Consider the following 22,381-nt stretch of genomic DNA (forward strand, 5'->3'; position numbering starts at 1 on the left):
CCCTCCCCCGGGGGGAGGAGGGCCACCGCCTCATGTGCTGCGGGAACCCGGCTAGATGACCAGGCTCAGCGCCGCCGCGACGACGAAGCCGGCGATGGAGAGGACCGTCTCCAGGACCGTCCACGTCTTCAGGGTGTCGCGCTCGGAGATGCCGAAGTACTTCGAGACCATCCAGAAGCCCCCGTCGTTGACGTGCGAGGCGAAGATGGAGCCCGCCGAGATCGCCATGATGATCAGCGCGAGGTGCGGCTGCGACATGTCCTGGTTCTCGACGAGCGGGACGACGATGCCGGCGGTGGTGACGATCGCGACCGTCGCGGAGCCCTGGGCGACGCGCAGGACGACGGAGATCAGCCAGGCGAGCAGGATGACGGGCAGGCCGACGTCGTTGAAGGTGTCGGCAAGCGCGTCGGCGATGCCGCTGCCCTTCAGCACGGCTCCGAAGATCCCGCCCGCGCCGACGACCAGCAGGATGTTGCCGACGGGCTTCAGGGAGGCGGTCGAGACCGATTCGAGGGACTTGCGGGACCAGCCGCGCCGGATGCCGAGCAGGTAGTAGCCGAGGAACAGGGCGATCGTCAGCGCGACGAACGGGTTGCCGAAGAACTCGATGACCGAGCGCGGCGTCGACGGGTCGAGCGCGATGGAGGAGAACGTCGCGGCGAGGATGAGGATCAGCGGGGTGCCGATGATCGCCAGCACGGTGGCGAGGGAGACGGGCTGCTCGTGCGGGGTGACCCCGGCGGCGCGCTGTTCGGCGACGACCGCGGCCTTGGACTCCTCGGCGGCCTCGACCATGTCCTGCGGGACGTCGACGAAGACGCGCTTGCCGATCCAGGCGGCGTAGACCCAGGCGGCGAGGACCGAGGGGATGCCGACGACGGCGCCCATCAGGATGACCCAGCCGAGGGAGACGTTGAAGAGGCCCGCGGCGGCGACCGGTCCGGGGTGCGGCGGCAGGAACGCGTGGGTCATGGAGAGACCGGCCAGCAGCGGCATCGCGTAGAGGATGATCGACTTGCCGGAGCGCTTGGCGGCCGCGTAGACGATCGGCGCGAGGACGAAGATGCCGACGTCGAAGAAGACCGGGATGCCGAAGATGAGGCCGGTGAGGCCCATGGCGAGCGGGGCGCGCTTCTCACCGAAGAGGTTCAGCAGGCGGGTGCTGAGCACCTCTGCGCCGCCGGACACCTCCAGGATGGCGCCGAGCATCGTGCCGAGGCCGATGATGATCGCGACGTGCCCGAGGATGCCGCCCATGCCGGATTCGATGACGGACACCGCGGCGGACTTCTGGACCGTGCCGAAGAGTTCGGTGACGGAGAGACCGGCACCCAGGCCGACGGCTATGGACACGGCGAGCAGCGCGACGAACGGCTGGAGCCTGACCTTGATGATCAGGAAGAGCAGGAGCGCGATCCCGAGGGCGGCGACGGTCAGCAGACCGGGCGTTCCGCCGATCAGGAGGAGCAGTCCACCGGTGTGGGGTGGCGCCTCGGGTGTGGGGGCGGCGGCGAGCAGCATGAGCGGTCAACTCCGTTGGTGACAGGGTCCTTCGGGGCAGGGGGGAGCGCGGCACGGCGCCCCTGCGGTGAGGGGGACGGGGCACCGTGCCGTGGTGCGGGCGCCGCGGTGAGGCGGGCGGTTCAGGAGGTCAGGCGATCAGCCGAGGACCGCGAGGGCGTCGATCTCGATGAGCAGCCCCTTGGGCAGGCCGACGTACACCGTCGTACGGGCGGAGGCGGGAGCCTTGAGGCCCTGCTCCTCGAAGTACGCGTTGTAGATCGCGTTCATCTCGGCGAAGTGGTCCACGTCCGTGAGGTAGACGCGCATCATCATCACGTCGTCCCAGCTCGCGCCGCCCTCCTCCAGGATCGCCTTGACGTTGGCGAAGGTCTGCAGGGTCTGCTCGCGCAGCGTCGGGCCGGCGGGGGTGGGGGCCTGCCCCTCGACCGCGGGAAGGAAGCCGACCTGACCGGCGACCTGGAGGATGTTCCCCTTCTTCACGCCGTGCGAGAACTTCGCGGGCGGCGCGGTGTGGGTGCTGGGGGTGAGGGCGGTCTTCTCGGTCATGGCGGTTCAGGCTTTCTTGGTGGGGGTGGTGCCGGAGTACTCCCGACTGATGGCGTCCGCGGTGCGGCGCACCAGCGGGAGCAGGGTGAGGAGTTCCTCGGCGGTGACGACCACGTTCGGTGCGGACACCGACATGGCGGCGACGACGCGCCCGTCCGCGCCCCGGATGGGGGCGCCGACGCAGTTGATGGACTCCTCGTGGCCGCCGAGGTCGGTGGCCCATCCCTGTTCGCGGACGACGGCGAGCTCCTTGAGGAAGGCGCCGGCGTTCGGGAGCGAACGGGACGTGTACATGGGGTAGTCGAGCCGTTCGGCGATGGCGCGGCGTTCGGGCTCGGTGAGGTCGGCGAGGAGCAGCTTGGCGACCGCGGCGACGGTGATCGCGACGGGCTTGCCGATCCGTGAGTACATCCGCACGGGGTAGCGGCTCTCGACCTTGTCGATGTAGAGGACCTCGTTCTCCTCGTACACCGCGAGGTGGACGGTGTGCCCGCAGGTCTCGTTGAGCGCGACGAGGTGGCTGTGGGCGATCTCGCGTACGTCGAGGTTCTCGACGGCTTCCTGCGCGAGGGCGAAGAGCCGGGCTCCGAGGCGATAGCGCTGGTCCTCCTGGCGGTAGACCAGTCCGTGCTCGTGGAGCGTGCGGAGCAGGCGCAGCGCCGTGGACTTGTGGACGCCGAGCCGCTCGGCGACCTGTCCGAGGTCGGCGGGGCCCTGAGCGAGCAGCGGCAGGATGCTCAGCGCGCGGTCGACGGTCTGGCTCATGTGGTTCGTACCCCCTCGTTCGCTCCGGCGGCTGTCCAGCCGGGGCCGAGACGAAGTGTGCCCCAGGCCGCGTCGTCCAGGGCGGCGAGCCGGTCGGCGTACGCGCGGGGCGGGGGGCCGGTGAGGTCGCCGGGGACGGTGAGGACGGCGGCGGCCATGAGGTGGCCGTGCCGGGCCCGGTCGCGTACGGGCAGTTCGCGGAGGGTGGCGGAGAGGAAGCCGGCGGCGAAGGCGTCGCCGGCGCCGACCGCGGCGACGACGTCGACGCGGAGGGAGGGGACGGTGGTGACGGTGTCCTGTCTCACGCCGTCTCCCGTCCGGGAGAAGACCGTGGCACCGTCGGCGCCCCGCTTGACGACCAGGACGTCGGGTTCGGGCAGGGCGGCCCGGATCGCCTCGGCGCCGTGGACGCCCCAGGCCTCCTCCGCCTCGTCCTCCCCGACGAAGACGAGGTCGCAGCGGCGGGCGAGCGCGAGCAGGACCTCGGGGCCCTCCTCGGCGTCATGCCAGAGGCCGGGGCGGTGGTTGACGTCGAAGGAGACGAGCGGGCGGCCGTCGCGGGGTGCGGTGAGGTCGTGCAGGAGCGCCAGGCAGTCGGCGGAGAGCGCGGCGGTGATGCCGGACAGGTGCAGGACACGGGCGCTGAGGAGGTCCTCGTAAGGGACGTTGTGCGGGGACATCGCGGAGGCCGCGGATCCGGCGCGGTAGTAGGCGACCTCGTGGGTGTCGGTGGCCCGGTCGGTGGCGGTGCGGAAGTAGATGCCGGTGGGGCGGTCCGGGTCGCGGCGCACGGCGGAGGTGTCGACCCCGTATCCGGCGATGGTGTCGACGAGGTGGTCGCCGAAGCCGTCGGCGCCGGCCCGGCCGACCCACTTCGCGCGGTGGCCGGCGGCGGCGAGCGCGCAGGCGACGTTGGACTCGGCGCCGCCGATGCCCCGGACGAAGGAGGGGACGTCGGCGAGGCGGCCCGGCTGCGAGGGCAGGAACGTCACCATGGACTCACCGAGGCAGACGACGTCCGCGGTGGTGGTCCTGGCTGCGGATCCGGACACTCTGGGCTCCTCATGGTCGGCCGTGGGCGCCGGTCGTCACCATTGACCCGGCATCGGCCAGGATGTTAGACAGCGTCAAGCGATATGCGCAATGACCGTTGCAGACACTGCAACGGCCACGTTCCCGAGGAGGATCCCTTGGCCGCCCAGCAGTCTCCCGAGCAGTCCCTGACGGCCCTCGCCGCCGAGCGGGTCGACCACCGCTTCAAGGCACTGCCGCCCGACGCGGAGGGGCTGACCGTGGGCGCCCTGGCGGCCGAGCGCCGCAACCTCTTCAGCGGGGGCTTCACCACACCCGTGCTGGCCCTGTCCGCCGAGTCCGTCGAGGCCAACCTCGCGCTCCTGGAGACGTATGCCGAACGTCACGGTCTCGCCTTCGCTCCGCACGGCAAGACGTCGATGTCCCCGCAGCTCTTCGCCCGCCAGCTGGAGTACGGCGCCTGGGGCATCACCGCCGCCGTCCCCCACCAGGCACGGGTCTACCGCGCCCACGGCATCCGCCGGATCTTCCTGGCCAACGAGCTCGTCGACGCGGTGGCGCTGCGCTGGCTGGCCGGTGAGCTGGACGCCGACCCGGACTTCACGTTCGCCTGCTACGTGGACTCCGTGCGCGGCGTCGAGCTGATGGACGAGGCCCTGCGCGCGGCGGGCGCGGTGCGCCCCGTCGACGTCGTGGTGGAGCTGGGGGCCGGCCAGGGCGCCCGCACCGGTGCGCGCACGGATGCCGACTGCACGGCGGTCGCCGACGCGGTGGCCGCCGCGTCCACCCTGCGCCTGGTGGGCGTCGCGGGATACGAGGGCGAGGTGCCGGACGCCTCCCCCGAGCGCGTACGGGAATGGCTGCGCCGGCTGGTGGCGCTGGCCGCCGCCTTCGACGCGGCCGGCCGCTTCGGCGCGCTGTCCGACGGCGAGGAGATCCTGGTCAGCGCCGGCGGCAGCGCCTGGTTCGACGCGGTGGCCGACGTCTTCGCCGAGATCCCCTCGCTGAGCAGCCCGGTCTGCAAGCTGCTGCGCTCGGGCGCCTACGTCAGCCATGACGACGGCCACTACCGCCACCTCACCCCCTTCAACCGGATCCCCGAGGAGGGCGCGCTGCAGCCCGCCTTCCGGCTCTGGGCGCAGGTCGTCTCCCGCCCCACCCCCGAGCAGGCCTTCGTCAACGCGGGCAAGCGCGACGCCGCCTACGACATCGACCTCCCCGAGGCACAGGTCGTCCGCTCGGGCCGCGACGGTTCGGTGCGGCCCGCCACCGGTGTCACCGTCACCGGCCTCTCCGACCAGCACGGCTGGGTCCGCACGGACGCCGGCGCAGAGCTGGAGGTCGGCGACTGGGTCGGTATGGGGCTCTCCCACCCCTGCACCTCCTTCGACAAGTGGCAGCTGATCCCGCTCGTCGAGGCGGACGGCACGGTCGCCGACTACATCCGCACCTTCTTCTGATCCCGGCGGAGCCGTTCCCCACCCCGAAAGGCGACCTCCCATGGACCTGGTCATCCGCGACGCCACCGTCGTCGACGGCACCGGTACCCCTTCCTACCGCGCCGACGTAGGCGTCGCCGACGGCCGGATCACCGAGATCCGCGGGGAGGGGGACGGCCCCCGCCCCACCGCGGCCCGCACCCTGGACGCCGACGGCCTCGCGCTGTCGCCGGGCTTCATCGACATGCACGCACACAGTGATCTCGCCCTGCTGCGCGACCCGGACCACAGCGCGAAGGCCGCACAGGGCGTCACCCTGGAGGTCCTCGGCCAGGACGGTCTGTCGTACGCCCCCGCCGACGACCGCACGCTCGCCGAGGTCCGCCGCTCCATCGCCGGCTGGAACGGCGACGGCAGCGACATCGACTTCGACTGGCGCACCGTCGGCGGCTATCTGGACCGCCTCGACCGCAACTTCGGCGGCCAGGGCATCGCCGTCAACGCCGCCTACCTCATCCCGCAGGGCACGGTCCGGATGCTCGCCGTCGGCTGGGACGACCGCCCCGCCACGGACGCCGAGCTGGCCCGTATGAAGGAACTCGTCGCCCAGGGCATGGCCGAGGGCGCGGTCGGCATGTCCTCGGGCCTGACGTACACCCCCGGGATGTACGCGAAGGACACCGAACTCACCGAGCTGTGCCGGGTGGTGGCCGACCACGGCGGCTACTACTGCCCCCACCACCGCTCCTACGGCGCCGGAGCGCTCCAGGCGTACGAGGAGATGGTGACGCTGACCCGCGAAGCGGGCTGCGCCCTCCATCTCGCGCACGCCACGATGAACTTCGGCGTGAACAAGGGGAAGGCGCCCGAGCTCCTCACCCTCCTGGACAAGGCCCTCGACGGCGGCGCGGACATCTCGCTGGACACCTATCCCTACACCCCCGGCTGCACGACGCTGGTCGCGATGCTGCCCAGCTGGGCCAACGAGGGCGGGCCCGAGTCGGTCATGACCCGGCTCTCCGACGAGGCGACGTCGAAGCGGATGCGGCACGACGTGGAGGTCGCCGGCTCCGACGGGTGCCACGGCGTCCCGATCGAGTGGGACCGGATCGAGATCTCCGGCGTCGGCTCGCCCGAACTGGCGTCCTACGTCGGCCGTACGGTGGCGGAGTCCGCCCGGCTGCACGGCGAGGAACCCTGGGTGACGGCCCGTCGGCTGCTCGTCGAGGACCGGCTCGGCACGACGATCCTCCAGCACGTCGGACACGAGGAGAACGTCCGGCAGATCATGCGCCACCGGGTGCACACCGGAGGCAGCGACGGCATCCTCCAGGGCTCCAAGCCGCACCCGCGCGCCTACGGCACGTTCCCCCAGTACCTCGGCCGGTACGTACGCGAGTCGGGCATCCTCTCGCTGGAGGAGTGCGTCGCCCACCTCACCTCCCGCCCGGCCGCCCGCCTGCGCCTGCCCGACCGCGGGTACGTCCGCGAGGGCTACCGCGCTGACCTGGTCCTCTTCGACCCGGCCACGGTGGCGGCCGGGTCCACCTTCGAGGAGCCGCGGACCCTGCCGGTGGGCATCCCGCACGTCCTGATCGACGGCCGCTTCGTCATCGAGGACGGCAAGCGGACCAGCACCCTGGCCGGCCGGGCGGTGCGGGGCAGCGGCCGGGCGACTGCCTGAGTTCCTGCCGGGCCCGTCCCCGCTCCCGCTCCCACCGGCGGCGCGCGCACAGGCCTGATTTCCGCGCCGGCCGGGAGAGCCGACGAAGACCCTCTCAAGAGTTCCTCCTCCCAGCATTCCCCTCGCGAGTGGTCCCGCGAGTGGCGCGGGCGAGTACCCGCTCGCCCCAGAGGAAGCAGGAACCATGCCAGGACCATCCAGAGCCAGGCTCCGCCTGGCCTGGGCCGTGCCGACCGCACTCGCCGTGCTGCTCGGCGGGGTCGCACAGGCGGGCGCGCAGCCCACCCCTGAACCCTCCGCCACCGGACACCCCGCGACGGACACCCCGTGGGCCGGGTCCGGTGCGGGAGGCGCGGAGAAGAAGCCGGACGCCGCCGAGGCCGGCATCCCCGTCGACAGCCGCGACGGCGTCCTCGGGGCCGGCTGGCGCACCTCGCGGGACAGGCTCTGGACGACGAGCGGCGACGCCCAGGGGCTGCACGTCCTCGTCGCCGACGAGCGCGCCGGTTACGCCTGGCGGACCGCGGCCACCCTGGCCGAGCCCGGCTTCGACACGGACGCCTGGATCGGCAACGCCTGTGTCACCGCCTCGGGCCGCAGGGCCGTGGTGGTCTACGCCCCGCGCACGTTCACCAACAAGCCGGAGCTCTTCGCCCGCGGCGCGTTCGCGGCCGTCGTCGACCTGAACACCGGTGAGGTCACCAAGCTCCGGCGACAGGTGAGCCTGGCGTACTACAACCCCGGCTGCGGCACCGGCGAGACCGCCGTCCTGACGCAGGGCGGCGGAGAGGACCGGAAGTCCACCCGCCTGCTGCGGGTGGACGCCGCGACCGGCAAGGTGGCCGCGCCGATCGAGGTGAGCGGTCAGCTCACCTCGGCCGTGCCCGTCGGCGCCGGCCGTATCGTCGCCGCCGACTCCTCCCGGCTGGTGGCCGTCTCGGCGACCGGGGAGCGCGAGACCCTCGCGGCCACCGGCGCCGTGCCCTTCCGCCTCACGCCCGACCGGGACGGCGGCGTCGCCTTCCTCGACCGGTCCGGCGACAGGGCCACCGCCCGGCACCTCAGCGCCCACGAGACCAGGACCCCGGACCGTGGCCGCAAGGGCGCCGTCCTGGGGCAGGGCAAGCTCGACGCGGTCGACCTGACCCGCTCCGCGGACGGGCATGTCTATCTGACCGGCGACCAGAAGGCGGCGAAGAAGCTGCCGTCGGCCGTCCTGCGGGCCGACGCCCCTGCCGGGGCACGGGTGTCCACCCGGGGCCACGCCCTCATCACGACCTCCGCGTGGGCGGACGGCAAGGACTCACGGGTGACCGTCGAGCAGGCGGCACGCCCCCGGGCCGTGCGGCTCGGCGTGAGCCTGCCCGCGCGGAAGCGCGAGATGACCTTCGTCGTCGACCCGGCGGCGGTCGTCGGCGCCGACGCGCAGGCGGGCCTCGACCTCAGCCCGGGCCTGCGCGCGGGCAAGGCCCCGGTGAAGGCCGGGCGGTCGCTTGCCGCGGCCGGCTCCCCCGGCAACCCCGTCGAGGACGAGCGCTACTGCTCGGTGCCGCGCAACGACCCGCGGAACCAGGCCATGCAGCCGAAGCCGCGCCAGGTGGAGTGGGCGGTCGACCAGGCGATCATGGGCACGCTGAACTCCAAGGCGTCCCGCCCGGCCAACTGGAAGAACCTGGGCATGCCCGCGTACGCCCCGCAGACCCTCTTCCCCAAGAAGGCCCTGGTCGAGGGTGACCACGTGCCCGCGCAGGTGATGCTCGGTGTCACCGCCCAGGAGTCCAACATGTGGCAGGCGGCACGCTTCGCGGTGCCCGGTGTCACCGCCAACCCGCTGATCGGCAACTTCTACGGGCTGGAGATCTACAACAGCAGCAGCGCCGACGACTGGGACATCGACTGGGCCGGGGCCGACTGCGGGTACGGCATCACCCAGGTCACCGACCACATGCGTCTGGCCGGCAAGGAGAAGGGCCCCGGTGACACGGCCTGGGCGTACCAGACCCAGCGCGCGGTCGCCCTGGACTACGCGGCCAACGTCGCCGCGGGTCTGCAGATCCTCACCGACAAGTGGAACCAGACGCGCTCGGCCGGCATGAAGGTCAACAACGGCGACGCCAACAAGATCGAGAACTGGTTCTACGCCCTGTGGGCCTACAACTCCGGCTTCTACCCGCAGGCCGACAGCTCGAAGAACAGCGGCGCCTGGGGGGTCGGCTGGGCCAACAACCCCGCCAACCCGGAGTACCCGGCCAACCGTGCCTCCTTCATGGACACCACGTACGCGGACGCCGCGCACCCGCAGGACTGGCCGTACCCGGAGAAGGTGATCGGCTTCGCCGGCCACCCGCCGGAGCTGCTGGAGGCGCCCAGCACCCCGGTCTCCGCGTTCCGTCCGGCCTGGTGGAACGGTGACGTGGTCACCGGGCCCCTCAACCGGGCCAACGCGAAGCCGCCGGTCAACCAGTTCTGCGACTCGAGCAACAACTGCGAGCCGGGCGCGTCGTACACGCCCAACGCCCCCGAGGTCGCCGGATCAAAGGCCGGCCCCTGCGCCCACAAGAACGGCTCGGGGCAGTACGACCTCAAGTGCTGGTACCACCAGAGCAGCACCTGGAAGAGCGACTGCTCCTACTCGTGCGGCAACGAGCTCGTCCGCTTCAACAGCACGTACGCGGAACAGGCCGACGGGACCGCCTACCCCCCGCAGTGCACGACCTCCGGACTGCCCTCGGGGGCACTGGTGATCGACGACCTGCCCGACAACACGCCCTCCGTGAGACCTGGTTGTTCCCAGCCGACGACGAACCAGGGCGCCTTCGCGCTGAACTTCGCCGCGGACTCCAAGGGGCTCTACCCCTCGAAGATCGACTTCCATCAGCTGGGGGCCGGATACGGGGGCCACTTCTCCTTCGCCCACACCCGTCAGGCGACCGCCGAGGGCGGCAAGATGAAGGTGACGGGGACCTGGACGCTGAACAGGACACTGAACCAGCCGGCCAGGGTCCTCGTGCACCTGCCCGACCACGGGGCGCAGACGCAGCTCGCCCGGTACGACGTGACGACCAAGACCGGGGTCCGCTCCCGGGTGGTGCGGCAGCCCGGCAACGGCAACCGCTGGGTGTCGATCGGCGCCTTCATGTTCGGCAACGTGCCGAAGGTGACCCTGTCGTCGGTGACGTCGGACGGCACGGGTGACGAGGACATCGCGTACGACGCGGTCGCCTTCGTCCCGATCACCGGCACCTACGTGGAGCGCAACGTCGACGCCGTGGCCCTGTTCGACGAGGACCAGGACATCGACACGGCCGCCCCCGCCGCCTGGCTCGGCGGACCGCTGACCGGCCGTCAGGCACTGTACGACTGGGCCATGGACCTCACCGGGAGGATCACCGCGCTGCCCGCCTGCGCCTCGGGTCCGGCCTCCGGGTGCGTCATGCCGGCCACGAAGTCCGCCATGAGCGCCTGGCGCACCCAGGTGACGGCGGCGGGCACCGATCCGGTGAACCATCCGGACGGCAACAGCGAGGCCGCCTGGGTCGGCTTCGCCAACCCCTACACCGACCGCCCCACGAGCTCGTCCAAGCCGTCCCGCTACGACACCGACGACGGTTCGTACAAGATCCGGTCCCGGACCAGCGTCTCCTTCGTGAAGGACGCCGCCGGCACGGTCATCCCGGGCAGCGAGTACGTGGAGTACGACAACCGTACCGGCAACACCCATCTGCCGAAGTTCATGAAGGACGCCTTCTCCGCGCTCTCGACCGACTACGGCATCGCCAGGCCCGACCTGCGCTACTCGCTGAAGAACCTCAACGCGCACGACGGCAAGAGCCACGCCGCCGACCCTCTGGCCACGGGCGTCTTCCCGGGCCGGGCGTACGCCTACGCCGGGAAGAAGCCGACGGTGGTCAAGGACGACGACACCCCGGTGGAGACCGGCGGCACCTGCGTCGCCACCCTCTACACCTCGGGCGGTTCCATCGGCTACCGACCGATGGTCAGCGCCGACGGGCCCAAGGAGAACGTCGACTCCTGGCAGAAGAAGGCCGACAGCGACAGCCGGGTCCCGGACGCGGTCGCCGACCTCGCCAAGGGGATCTGGAGCAACTTCTTCCAGACCGAACTGCTGTCGCCGCTGGTCGGCACGGCGTTCGGCCAGGCGCCGCCGATCTGGCAGGAGCTCAGTCTCAAGGTCTGCGCCGACGGCACCGTCCGCAAGGTCAGCGGCCGTCCCTACCTGCGTTCCAGCCACATGCCCGACCAGTACCTCTACCTCGACGGAAAGGCCATGAACCTGGACGGTACGGCGGGCGGGTCGTCTCCTGTCATCAAGGGCGACTTCCGGGACTTCAGCGCGCTCCCGGACCCCAACCAGGACTATCCCCTGTGGCCCAACCCCTACGGGCCGTGCAACTTCGCCACGGACCAGAGCGGTAACCCCTGGGACATCACCACCACTCCGAACTCCGCGGGCACGGACCCGTCACCGGCGCACTTCTGCCTCGACAAGTCCATCCCGCTCGATTCCGGGTACAGCAGCTACTAGCGCCGCGGCTGCCTTCCGGTGGTCCGGACCTCTGGACGACGCCCCGGGGTCCGGCCCGCCGGACGGCACGTCCGGCGTCCAGGACGGACACCCGCGGGCCCCGGGACACTCCGGGGCCCGCGAACCGCCTCCGGCCCGCCGTGCTGCACGCGGCGGGCCGGAGCACGACCGTACGAACAGCGCCCGGCGGCCTCCCGCCGGGCGCGCGGGCCGGGACGAGGGCACCGGCCGGAGGAAGGTGATGGCCCGTGGGACTTCTGCTCGTCGTGTTCGTCGCCGGCCTGCTCTGGCTCCTGCTCGCCCTCCTGCCGCTGCGGCGGCGGGGGGCGCGGCCGGTCCTGAGCTCCGTGCACCTGGTCGCGACCGTGGCCCTGGTCGTGGCCGCCGACCGGGCGTCGCCGGGCCAGATCGCCCTGTGGATCCTGGTCCTGGGCCCCGGCGGCCTCGTATCGGCGGTCCGCCTGGTCCTCGCGGTGGCGCGGGGCTGACAGCGGCGGGCCGGGTCACGGCCGCGGACCTGTTCCCCCTTCACCCCGGCCACGCCGATGGCCGCCGGGCCGGGGGTTGAGGCCGGTCCGGCGACCGCTTCCGCTACGGCTTGGGCAGGGCGCACCCGGCGCGGTTCAGGTCGATCTGGCTGCCGGTGCCGATGCACGGCACGATGCCGTAGGTCTGCTGGGCGTAGTTGATGCCCTTGCGGACGGTCACGGTGCCGTTCTCGTCCACCTCGCACGGGTTGTTGTCCGTGCACCGCTGCCCGTCCTCGTTCCCGGTGTTGTTGACGGCGACGACCTTGCCCGTCGCGTCGCTGATCACCGGGGACCCGGACGTGCCGCCGATGGTCTGGCAGGCCGAGGTGTAGCGGACCGAGTCCTTCCAGGTCCAGGCGCCCTCCTTGAGACGGTAGGCGAACCCGTCGACGGCGCAGCTGTAGGTGCGCTTCCAGTACCCCGAGGCGACCGTGACGGCGGTGCCCTGCGTGGGGCGGGCCGCGTCGAGCTCCAGGGCCTTGATGCCGTAGGAGCTCTCGATCTGGGCGTAGGTGCGGGTGAGCTGGTAGAGCGAGACGTCGGTGTCCGTCATCGTCCCGTACGCGATCTTCGACGCGCGCAGGGTGCCGACCCCGCTGCCCGCGGCGTTCAGCAGGGTGAAGCGGCGGGTCGACGCCTTGCCGAGCACGACCTCCCCCGGAGCCGGGAAGCCCGTCTCCAGGCAGTGGCCGTTGGACAGGACGAGCGCGGGGTCGCCCGGCTGCGACGAGGGCGTGCGGACGACCGAGCCGGAGCAGTTGCTGAGCGCGACCGTGCCGGCGAAGGTGACCGCCTTGGCGCGGACTTCGGCCGCGTCCGGGCTCGTGGCCGTGGACGCTGCCGCGGGCGCGACTCCCGCCCCGAGGAACAGGACGGAAAGAAGTGCGCCGACGAGAGGCTTGTTCATGTGGGGGTCCCCTCCAGATGTGCCTGTGACCGGAGTTCTTCCGGTTTTTGACATGCGCATGCTGGCGCACGGGAGGGATCTCCGACAAGGGGCGAAATCAAGCCGCTCGGGTGACGGGCGGCGGCACGGGCGACCGCGTCCGCATCATGACGGACGAGGGCCGTGTTCCGTATCTCCTGCGCCGTCAGAGCATTTGAGAAACCTCTGAGGTGTCTGCGTACTGTCGGGGGTATGACACTCGACCTCGACGCCTACCTCGCCCGCATCGGCTGGGCGGGAGACCCGGACCGCCGCCCCACCGTGGATCTGCTGCGGTCCGTGCACCGCGCCCACATGATGGGCATCCCGTTCGAGAACCTGGAACCCGTCCTCGGCAGCGCCCCGTCCCTCGCGCTCCCCGACCTGGAGCGCAAGCTCGTCCGCAGTGAGCGCGGCGGGTACTGCTACGAGCACAACACCCTTCTCACCGCGGCCCTGACGCAGCTCGGCTTCAGGGTGACGCTGCTGACCGCGCGGGTGGTACTGGGAGCCGCGCCGGGTGACGTCCGGCCGCGCACGCACATGCTGATGCAGGTGGACGTGGAGGGCGAGCCGACCCCCTATCTGGCCGATGTCGGCTTCGGCTCGCACGGCGCGCTGCTGGAGCCGATCCCGCTGGTGGTGGACACCGAACTGCTCGACACCCCGCGCCGCCACCGGCTCGTGCACGCCCCGCACGACGGGCCGCTGGAGATGTGGGAGCTCCAGACGGACAAGGGCGGCTACTGGGAGCCGCAGTACGAGTTCACGCTGGAGCCCTTCGAGGCGCCGGACTACGAGGTCATCAACTGGCACATCGCCACGAACCCCCGCTCACCCTTCCGGCAGGCGGTCTACGCCCAGCGCACCCTGCCGGGCCTGCACCGGGCCCTGTCCGGGCGGACGCTGGTGGAGACCGCCGACGACGGCACGGTCCAGGAGCGGGAGCTGGGCGACTCCGCCGAGGTGCTGCGGGTGCTGGCCGAGGACTTCGGCGTACGCCTGCCCGAGGGGACCGTCCTGCCCGGCTGACCGGCCCCCGTGCAACGCCCCTCGCGCGGGGGCGCGGAGCCGGCTGCGCGCCCCCGGGTGGCGCATCTCACCCGGCCCGGTGCCGTACGCCCGCATTCCAAGCCGGGGCGCCGCCCCGACCGGCCGTTCCCACGGTCCAGGGCCGGGGCGGCATGCCGATGGAAGACCCGGCGGGCCGTCGCACACCCCCGGAGGGAGCAACCGGTCCGCGAACCGGGAGCACCGCGCGAAACACGGTCGTAAGCTCGCAGACATGCAGGTCATCCAGTCCACGAAGCTCTCCGGCGTCTGTTACGAGATCCGCGGCCCCGTGCTCGAGGAAGCGATGCGGCTCGAGGCCGCAGGTCAGCGCATTCTCAAGCTCAACACGGGCAACCCGGCGGCGTTCGGGTTCGAGTGCCCGCCGGAGATCCTCGAGGACATCCTGCGCAACCTCTCGGGCGCGCACGGCTACGGCGACGCGAAGGGCCTGCTCTCCGCCCGCCGTGCGGTGATGCAGCACTACCAGACCAAGGGGATCGACCTCGACGTCGAGGACATCTACCTGGGCAACGGCGTCTCCGAACTGATCCAGATGTCGATGCAGGCGCTGCTCGACGACGGCGACGAGGTGCTGGTCCCCGCTCCGGACTACCCGCTCTGGACGGCATCGGTCTCGCTGGCCGGCGGGACGGCCGTGCACTACCGGTGCGACGAGCAGGCCGACTGGATGCCGGACCTCGCGGACATCGAGCGGAAGATCACCGACCGCACCAAGGCGCTCGTGATCATCAACCCGAACAACCCGACGGGCGCGGTCTACGACGACGAGATGCTGCGGGGGCTGACGGAGATCGCCCGGCGCCACAACCTGGTCGTCTGCTCCGACGAGATCTACGACCGGATCCTCTACGACGGCGCGACGCACACCCCGACCGCGACCGTCGCCCCGGACCTGATGGTGCTCACCTTCAACGGGCTCTCCAAGAACTACCGGATCGCCGGCTACCGCTCCGGCTGGATGGCGGTCTGCGGCCCGAAGGCGCACGCCTCCTCGTACATCGAGGGGCTGACGATCCTGGCGAACATGCGGCTCTGCGCGAACATGCCCGCGCAGCACGCGGTGGCCACCGCCCTCGGCGGGCGGCAGTCGATCAACGAACTGGTGCTGCCGGGCGGACGGATCCTGGAGCAGCGGGACACGGCGTACGACCTGCTGACGCAGATCCCCGGGGTGACGTGCGTGAAGCCGAAGGGGGCGCTCTACCTCTTCCCGAGGCTCGACCCCAAGGTCTTCAAGATCAAGGACGACCGGCAGATGGTCCTCGACCTGCTGCGGGCCGAGAAGATCATGGTGGTGCACGGCACGGGCTTCAACTGGCCGGAACCCGATCACTTCCGGGTGGTCACTCTGCCCTCGGTCGAGGACCTGACCGACGCGGTGACCCGTATCGGGAACTTCCTGGACGGCTACAGCCAGCCCTGAGCGGCGAAGAGATTCCGGATCCAGCACAACTTTAGACTGAATCCAAGATAGGATGGCTCCCCAGCACCAGCAGGAGGCCATCCATGTACGAGCCGATCCGCACCAAGTCGGTCCACACATCGGCCGACGACGCCGATTTCCCGCACCGCAGCCGCGAGGACGAGCTGGACATCCAGCTCGCCGGCCATCTCGCGGCGCTCCTCGCCGTCACCGACGAACTGGGCCTGGCCGCCATGGGCGACCGCATCGCCGAGCAGGTGGCCCGCCTGCGCTCCGCGCCTCCCGCCCGGCACGCCGGACGGAGCGAGGCGCCCCCGGCCGCTCTGCACCGCCGCGCGCACGCCCTCGCGGGCCGGGCCCTCGTGGTGGCCGCGTCCCGCGCCGACACCGCCGTGGCGATCCTCGCGGCCGAGGCCATGGACGCACACACGGCGGCCCTGTCCGCCCCCGCCGCGCCGACCGTCCTGGTCGGCGCCCCCTGACGGCCCCGGTCCACGGTCGCGAAGACGCGTGGACCGGGTGCCACACACCGGGATCCCGTCCGAGGCGCCCTCCGGGAAAGGAGCGGCACCCGGAACCGTGAGGGGGCTCCGGGTGCCGTGCCGCGGCGGGCCTTTGACCCCACAGGTCAGGGCGGATGTCGAAGAGACCCGGCCGCGGGGATCGTGAGGATCAGCCCAGGCGCTGGACCAGCGCGCGGTACTCGTCCCACAGCTCCTTCGGCGTGTGGTCGCCGAAGGTGTTGAGGTGCTCGGGGATCAGCGCCGCCTCCTCGCGCCAGACCTCCTTGTCCACGGTGAGCAGGAAGTCCAGGTCCGACGCGGAGAGGTCCAGCCCCTCGGCGTCGATCGACCCCTTGGCCGGCAGGATGCCGATCGGGGTCTCGACGCCCCCGGCCGTGCCCTCCAGCCTCTCGACGATCCACTTGAGGACGCGGCTGTTCTCGCCGAAGCCGGGCCACACGAACTCGCCCGCGTCGTTCTTGCGGAACCAGTTCACGTAGTAGATCTTCGGGAGCTTCGACTGGTCCGCCTTGTCGGCGCCCACCTCGATCCAGTGCTTCATGTAGTCGCCCATGTTGTAGCCGCAGAACGGCAGCATGGCGAACGGGTCCCGGCGCAGCTCGCCGACCTTGCCCTCGGCGGCGGCGGTCTTCTCGGAGGCGACGTTGGCGCCGAGGAAGACGCCGTGCTGCCAGGTGAAGGACTCGGTGACCAGCGGGACGGCGGAGGCGCGGCGGCCGCCGAAGAGGATGGCCGAGATCGGCACGCCCTTCGGGTCCTCCCACTCCGGGGCGATGATCGGGCACTGGCCGGCGGGGACGGTGAACCGGGCGTTGGGGTGGGCGGCGGGCGTGCCGGACTCGGGCGTCCAGTCGTTGCCCTTCCAGTCCGTGAGGTGCGCGGGCGCCTCCTCGGTCATGCCCTCCCACCACACGTCTCCGTCGTCGGTGAGCGCGACGTTGGTGAAGACGGAGTTGCCCCACATCGCCTTCATGGCGTTGGCGTTGGTGTGCTCACCGGTGCCCGGGGCGACACCGAAGAAGCCCGCCTCGGGGTTGATGGCGTACAGCCGGCCGTCCTCGCCGAAGCGCATCCAGGCGATGTCGTCGCCGATGGTCTCGACGTTCCAGCCGGGGATCGTGGGCTCCAGCATGGCGAGGTTGGTCTTGCCGCAGGCGCTCGGGAAGGCTGCCGCGACGTACTTCGACTCTCCCCGCGGCGGTGTGAGCTTGAGGATGAGCATGTGCTCGGCGAGCCAGCCCTCGTCGCGGGCCATGACGGAGGCGATGCGCAGCGCGTAGCACTTCTTGCCGAGCAGGGCGTTGCCGCCGTAGCCGGAGCCGTACGACCAGATCTCGCGGTCCTCGGGGAAGTGCGAGATGTACTTCGTGGAGTTGCAGGGCCACGGCACGTCCGCCTCGCCGTCGGCCAGGGGCGCGCCGAGGGTGTGGACGGCCTTGACGAAGAAGCCGTCGGTGCCGAGCTCGTCCAGGACCTCCCGGCCCATGCGCGTCATCGTGCGCATGGAGACGGCGACGTACGCGGAGTCGGTGATCTCCACGCCGATCGCGGAGAGCGGCGAGCCGACGGGGCCCATGCAGAACGGGACGACGTACATCGTGCGGCCGCGCATGGAGCCGCGGAAGACGCCCTGCTCCCCCACGAAGATCTCCCGCATCTCGGCGGGGTCCTTCCAGTGGTTCGTCGGACCGGCGTCCGCCTCCTTCTCGGAGCAGATGAACGTCCGGGTCTCGACGCGGGCGACATCGCTCGGGTCGGAGGCGGCGTAGTACGAGTTGGGGCGCTTGACCGGGTCGAGCTTCGTGAAGGTGCCCTTGTCGACGAGCTCCTCGCACAGGCGCTCGTACTCGGCCTCGGATCCGTCGCACCAGACCACGCGGTCCGGCTGGGTGAGGGCCGCGATCTCGTCCACCCAGGAGGCCAGCTCCTGGTGCCGAGTGGGGACAGTGAGGGGAGCCGCGATGTCTCGCGCCACGATCGCTCCTTGTGATGAGGGTTGTGTTGTCCGGCCCCGTGGGGGCTGCGACCCGGATGCTGACCCCTTCGAAATCCCCTGGCGCTCATCCGGTGCCGACCGCACTCATTTGATCATCCGACCATCGCGCCCATATGTCCAGAGGGCCGCACACGTGAGCATCACCACTCGTATCCGTGACCTACGGAAGCGTAGGTAGCATGCGGACATGACTTCTGCCGCCTCCGCACCCGGACCCGTCGAGCTCACCGACCCCGTCCCGGTCAAACCACGGATGCGCGGCTGGCTGCACGCCGGGATGTTCCCCGCCGTGGTCATCGCGGGCATCACGCTGATCGCCCTGGCGGACAGCACGCGCGCGCGGGTCGCCTGCGCGGTCTACATCCTCAGCGCCTGCCTGCTCTTCGGCGTGAGCGCGGTCTACCACCGCGGCACCTGGGGTCCGCGCGGCGAGGCGGTGCTGCGCCGGCTGGACCACGCGAACATCTTCCTGATCATCGCGGGCACCTACACGCCGCTGACGCTCCTCCTGCTGCCCGAGTCGACGAGCCGGCCGCTCATGTGGGCAATCTGGGGCGCCGCGGCGGCGGGTATCGCCTTCCGGGTGTTCTGGGTCGGTGCCCCGCGCTGGCTCTACACCCCGTGCTACATCGCCATGGGGTGGGCCGCGGTGTTCTTCCTGCCCGACTTCATGCGCACCGGCGGCATCGCGGTGCTGGTCCTGGTCGTCGTCGGCGGTCTGCTCTACAGCGCGGGAGGCGTCATCTACGGCCTCAAGCGTCCGAACCCCTCACCGCGCCTCTTCGGCTTCCACGAGGTGTTCCACTCGCTGACGCTCGCGGCGTTCATCGTGCACTACGTCGGCATCTCGCTGGTCGCCTACCAGCAGTAAGCGCCTGGAGGCACGGCGGAGGGGCCCGGCGCGTGCGCCGGGCCCCTCCGTCACGTCGGCCTCAGCCGCCCAGCTTCGCGGCCAGCTCCCCCGCGTCCGTGGTGGGCGCGTCGCACACGAAGTGCCGGCAGACGTACGCGGTCGGCTCGCCGCCCACCAGCGGCCGGTCCACCAGCAGCGGGAACTCGGTGCCCGCGTCCGGGCCCTCGCCCACCGCGACGACCGCCCCGGGCGCCCGGCCCAGCAGCGCCGCCCGGTGCAGCTCCCCGGCGACCGGACCGGCCACCGCGACCTCGCGCGGCCCGTCCAGCAGCGCCTCGGCGACCGCGAGGCCCCAGCCGATGAAGCGGGGGGCCTTCGGACCGAGCGCCCCGACGATCCCGAGGGCCCCCTCGGCCGCCGTGCGGTGCGGCTCCGATCCGGTGTGCGCGGCGTAGGAGAGCAGCGCGCCCGCGGCGGCGGTCCAGCCGGCCGGGGTGGCGCTGTCGGTGGGGTCCTGGGGGCGCCGGATCAGCTGCTCCGCGTCGTCGGCGGTGTCGAAGAGCTGTCCGCCCTCGCCGGAGAAGTGCTCCAGCACGATGTCCAGCAGGAAGCCCGCGAACTCCAGCCAGGTGCCCTCACCGGTGACGGAGGCGAGCGCGAGGAAGCCCTCGGCCACGTCGCCGTAGTCCTCCAGCACCCCGGAGTTGTCACCCGCGCGACCGTCCCTCGACGTGCGGCAGAGCCGGGCGACGTCGCCCATGTGCACCCGTACCAGCAGGTCGGCGGCCTCGGTGGCGCGCTCGACCAGGTCCGGGCGGTCGAAGTAGGCCCCCGTCTCGGCGAGCGCGGCGATGGCCAGCCCGTTCCACGCGGCGACGATCTTGTCGTCACGCTCGGGGCGCACCCGCAGCCCGCGCGCCGCCAGCAGCCGGGCCCGTACGTCGGCGATGCGCGCCGGATCGTCCGCCTCGCCCGATCCCACGAGCCGCAGGACGGAGGAGCCCTCCTCGAAGGTGCCCTCCTCGGTCACCCCGAAGTACGCGGCGGCGAACGCGGCGTCCTCCTCGCCCAGGACCTCGCGCAGCTGGGCGGGCGTCCACACGTAGAACGCGCCCTCGACGTGCCTGCCGTCGGCGTCGGCGCTGTCCGCGTCCAGCGCGGAGGCGAAGCCGCCCTCGGTGGTCCGCAGTTCGCGCACGATGAAGTCGGCCGTCTCGAGGGCCACCCTGCGGGCCAGGTCCGATCCGGTGGCCCGCCACAGGTGGGCGTAGACGCGGCAGAGCAGGGCGTTGTCGTAGAGCATCTTCTCGAAGTGCGGCACGACCCACTCACGGTCCACGGCGTAGCGGGCGAAGCCGCCGCCGAGCTGGTCGTAGATCCCGCCCTTCGCCATGGCCGCACAGCTGTCGGCGGCCATCTGCAGGGCACCCTCGGCCCCCGTACGGGCGTAGTGACGCAGCAGGAACTCGATCGCCATGGACGGCGGGAACTTGGGCGCGCCGCCGAAGCCGCCGTGCTTCTCGTCGTAGTCCCGGGTCAGCCTGAGCAGCGCCTGGGCCAGCTCGGCCTCACCCGGAAGGCCCCCCTCGGCGGCGGTCAACGAGCGCCCGGCGAGGTCCCGGACGATGCGCCCGGCCACCTCGGCGACCTCCTCACGGCGGTCGGACCAGGCGGCCACGACCCCTTCGAGGACCTCTGGGAATCCGGGCATGCCGTGGCGGGACTCGGGCGGGAAGTAGGTGCCGAAGTAGAAGGGCTCGGCCTCCGGGGTCAGGAAGACGGTCATCGGCCAGCCGCCCTGGCCGGTCGCGGCCTGCACGGCCTCCATGTACACGGCGTCGACGTCGGGCCGCTCCTCGCGGTCGACCTTCACCGGCACGAAGTGCGCGTTGAGGTAGTCGGCGGTGGCCGTGTCCTCGAAGGACTCGTGGGCCATGACGTGGCACCAGTGGCACGAGGCGTAGCCGACCGAGAGCAGAACGGGTACATCACGCCGTTTTGCTTCCTCGAACGCCTCAGGTCCCCACGGCCACCAGTCGACCGGATTGTCGGCATGCTGAAGTAGATAAGGCGAGGTCACACCAGCCAACCGGTTCATACGCCCCAGCCTCTCACAGCGTCTGCCGCGACCGGTGAAACACTGACGAGCCCGCCCCACTCGGCCGAATTGCACTGATGCACCATCACGTGGTGGTCGGCTCCTTCCCTTCCGAGTCGGGCAGTCCGGCACCCCGGAACAGTAGGCTTGGCGCAGCAGCGCCGGATCTGCCGAGCCTCTCGAAGGAGGTACACCATGACCGCCGAGATGGTGGCGCCCGCGTGGATGCATACGCAGATCAGCGCGGAGCAGTACGACTCCTGGTCCGAGGAGCAGTGCGCCGGCATCGAGATCGTGGACGGGATGGTCGTCGTGAGCCCGAGCGCCTCCAAGCGCCACAAACGGCTGGCCCGCATCCTGGCCAACGCCCTGGACGCAGCCGCAGGCCCGGACTGGAACGCCGACACGGACTTCGACGTCCGCCTGCAGGACGTTCCCCTCACCAACCGCCGTCCGGACGTCATCGTCTACCGGTCGGAAACCATCGACCTCACGCCTACCCGCCCCGAGCACGTACTGCTGGTCGTCGAGGTGGTGTCGCCCGGCTCGGAGACCACAGACCGGATCGTGAAGGTGGACCAGTACGCCAAGGCGGGCATCCCCTTCTACTGGCGCATTGAACAGGCCGCCACCGGTGTCCCAATCGTGTACACCTACGTCCTCGACCCCGCCACCAAGGCTTACCGGGACGGCGAGATGTTCACCGGCACGGTGAAGGCCGCCGCACCATTCCCCATCACGGTCGACCTTGAGCCCCTGTAAGGTACCGAGAAGCCGGACCTCTATCTACGCTTGACTATCCGTACCCGCCTCACGGTGTATCGGGGATTCGCCAAAACATTGAGCTCTTTCCAAGACGCCACGAACCATCATCACTGTCAGCCCAGCATCTGAGTCCCGCTTCAGCGAGGGCTTCGATGATCCCGTGCTGGCGCGCGGCGGTGAGGTCGTGAGTGGAGCCGGGCAGCGCGGGCGAGGCCCAGAGCAGTCGTCCGAACGGGTCGGTGAGGACCTGGACGTTCATGCCGTGGCGCTTGTGTTTCCCGGAGTAGTACGGGGTGTCGGCGGCGATCCGGTCGATCGGCAGCAGGGTGCCGTCGAGGATGACGAACGCCTTCGCCCGGATCGCCTTGATCGCCTCGGCCAGGGACGGGGCGAGGGTGGCCAGGGTGTCGACGGCCTCGCGTATGTAGCGGAAGGCGGTCGCGATCCCGATGCCGAAACCGGCCGCGAGCTGTGCGTAGGTGTCACCGCACCGCAGGTGGGCCAGGGCCAGCAGAGCCTGTCGCGCTGCGGGAAGCCGCCGCCACCGCGTGCCGATCTCCCTCCGCCTGGCTGTCAGTTGCCCGGTCAGGAACCGCAGGGTGCGGGTGGACAGATCGATCGACGACGGGTAGACAAGCACACGAAGCTCCTGGC

16 protein-coding genes and 1 pseudogene are annotated in these 22,381 nt (G+C 71.2%); 9 read left to right on the forward strand and 8 right to left on the reverse strand.

The window, feature by feature from the left end; translation table 11 throughout:
• Positions 1 to 51 precede the first annotated feature (51 nt).
• The 4 genes from B9S57_RS25515 to B9S57_RS25530 form a co-directional block, all read right to left on the reverse strand.
• On the reverse strand, positions 52 to 1,524 hold the full coding sequence (locus B9S57_RS25515) for a GntP family permease (RefSeq protein WP_103759561.1): 1,473 nt from the start codon (positions 1,522 to 1,524) through the stop codon (positions 52 to 54).
• Positions 1,525 to 1,662: 138 nt separating this feature from the next.
• Complete coding sequence (locus B9S57_RS25520) at positions 1,663 to 2,073, reverse strand: RidA family protein (RefSeq protein WP_103759562.1); 411 nt, start codon at positions 2,071 to 2,073, stop codon at positions 1,663 to 1,665.
• Positions 2,074 to 2,079: 6 nt separating this feature from the next.
• The gene (locus tag B9S57_RS25525) at positions 2,080 to 2,838 is read right to left on the reverse strand and encodes an IclR family transcriptional regulator (protein ID WP_103759563.1); all 759 of its coding nucleotides are present in this window, start codon (positions 2,836 to 2,838) and stop codon (positions 2,080 to 2,082) included.
• The gene (locus B9S57_RS25530; RefSeq protein WP_103759564.1) at positions 2,835 to 3,890 is read right to left on the reverse strand and encodes a sugar kinase; all 1,056 of its coding nucleotides are present in this window, start codon (positions 3,888 to 3,890) and stop codon (positions 2,835 to 2,837) included. Before B9S57_RS25530 ends, B9S57_RS25525 begins: the two co-directional genes overlap by 4 nt.
• Before the next feature lie 138 nt (positions 3,891 to 4,028).
• On the opposite strand from B9S57_RS25530, the gene B9S57_RS25535 reads away from it, so the two are divergent.
• The 4 genes from B9S57_RS25535 to B9S57_RS25550 all read left to right on the forward strand — a co-directional run bounded on the left by B9S57_RS25535 (position 4,029) and on the right by B9S57_RS25550 (position 12,027).
• A complete protein-coding gene (locus B9S57_RS25535; protein ID WP_103759565.1) occupies positions 4,029 to 5,330 on the forward strand; it encodes an alanine racemase in 1,302 nt (433 codons plus the stop codon).
• Positions 5,331 to 5,370: 40 nt separating this feature from the next.
• The gene (locus B9S57_RS25540; RefSeq protein ID WP_103759566.1) at positions 5,371 to 6,993 is read left to right on the forward strand and encodes an amidohydrolase family protein; all 1,623 of its coding nucleotides are present in this window, start codon (positions 5,371 to 5,373) and stop codon (positions 6,991 to 6,993) included.
• 184 nt (positions 6,994 to 7,177) lie between these two features.
• Positions 7,178 to 11,539, forward strand: a complete 4,362-nt coding sequence (locus B9S57_RS25545) for a hypothetical protein (RefSeq protein ID WP_103759567.1) — start codon at positions 7,178 to 7,180, stop codon at positions 11,537 to 11,539.
• A 248-nt stretch (positions 11,540 to 11,787) separates the two neighbouring features.
• Positions 11,788 to 12,027, forward strand: a complete 240-nt coding sequence (locus B9S57_RS25550) for a hypothetical protein (RefSeq protein ID WP_103759568.1) — start codon at positions 11,788 to 11,790, stop codon at positions 12,025 to 12,027.
• 103 nt (positions 12,028 to 12,130) lie between these two features.
• Here the strand turns inward: B9S57_RS25550 and B9S57_RS25555 are convergent, their stop codons facing one another.
• The gene (locus B9S57_RS25555) at positions 12,131 to 12,976 is read right to left on the reverse strand and encodes a serine protease (protein ID WP_103759569.1); all 846 of its coding nucleotides are present in this window, start codon (positions 12,974 to 12,976) and stop codon (positions 12,131 to 12,133) included.
• Positions 12,977 to 13,207: 231 nt separating this feature from the next.
• Between B9S57_RS25555 and B9S57_RS25560 the strand changes: the two genes are divergently transcribed.
• The 3 genes from B9S57_RS25560 (at position 13,208) to B9S57_RS25570 (ending at position 15,973) form a co-directional block, all read left to right on the forward strand.
• On the forward strand, positions 13,208 to 14,026 hold the full coding sequence (locus tag B9S57_RS25560) for an arylamine N-acetyltransferase (protein ID WP_103759570.1): 819 nt from the start codon (positions 13,208 to 13,210) through the stop codon (positions 14,024 to 14,026).
• 253 nt (positions 14,027 to 14,279) lie between these two features.
• Positions 14,280 to 15,491: a pyridoxal phosphate-dependent aminotransferase gene (locus B9S57_RS25565; protein ID WP_103759571.1), complete on the forward strand. Its 1,212-nt coding sequence runs from the start codon at positions 14,280 to 14,282 to the stop codon at positions 15,489 to 15,491.
• Between the two features lie 83 nt (positions 15,492 to 15,574).
• Positions 15,575 to 15,973 (forward strand): hypothetical protein, encoded by a 399-nt coding sequence (locus B9S57_RS25570; protein ID WP_103759572.1) that lies wholly within the window; start codon positions 15,575 to 15,577, stop codon positions 15,971 to 15,973.
• Positions 15,974 to 16,163: 190 nt separating this feature from the next.
• Here the strand turns inward: B9S57_RS25570 and B9S57_RS25575 are convergent, their stop codons facing one another.
• Positions 16,164 to 17,990, reverse strand: a complete 1,827-nt coding sequence (locus B9S57_RS25575) for a phosphoenolpyruvate carboxykinase (GTP) (RefSeq protein WP_103759573.1) — start codon at positions 17,988 to 17,990, stop codon at positions 16,164 to 16,166.
• A gap of 208 nt (positions 17,991 to 18,198) precedes the next feature.
• Here B9S57_RS25575 and B9S57_RS25580 point away from each other — a divergent pair, with 208 nt between their 5' ends.
• A complete protein-coding gene (locus B9S57_RS25580) occupies positions 18,199 to 18,882 on the forward strand; it encodes a hemolysin III family protein (RefSeq protein ID WP_103759574.1) in 684 nt (227 codons plus the stop codon).
• 61 nt (positions 18,883 to 18,943) lie between these two features.
• Here the strand turns inward: B9S57_RS25580 and B9S57_RS25585 are convergent, their stop codons facing one another.
• A complete protein-coding gene (locus B9S57_RS25585) occupies positions 18,944 to 20,962 on the reverse strand; it encodes a thioredoxin domain-containing protein (protein WP_103759575.1) in 2,019 nt (672 codons plus the stop codon).
• 195 nt (positions 20,963 to 21,157) lie between these two features.
• On the opposite strand from B9S57_RS25585, the gene B9S57_RS25590 reads away from it, so the two are divergent.
• Entirely contained in the window at positions 21,158 to 21,724 is a 567-nt protein-coding gene (locus B9S57_RS25590; protein ID WP_103759576.1) for a Uma2 family endonuclease, read from the forward strand.
• A 115-nt stretch (positions 21,725 to 21,839) separates the two neighbouring features.
• Here B9S57_RS25590 and B9S57_RS25595 read toward each other — a convergent pair.
• Positions 21,840 to 22,367, reverse strand: a pseudogene (locus B9S57_RS25595) (transposase family protein); the annotation flags it as partial.
• Positions 22,368 to 22,381 lie beyond the last annotated feature (14 nt).

Origin of the sequence: Streptomyces sp. SM10 (assembly GCF_002910915.1) — a bacterium.
GTDB lineage: Bacteria > Actinomycetota > Actinomycetes > Streptomycetales > Streptomycetaceae > Streptomyces.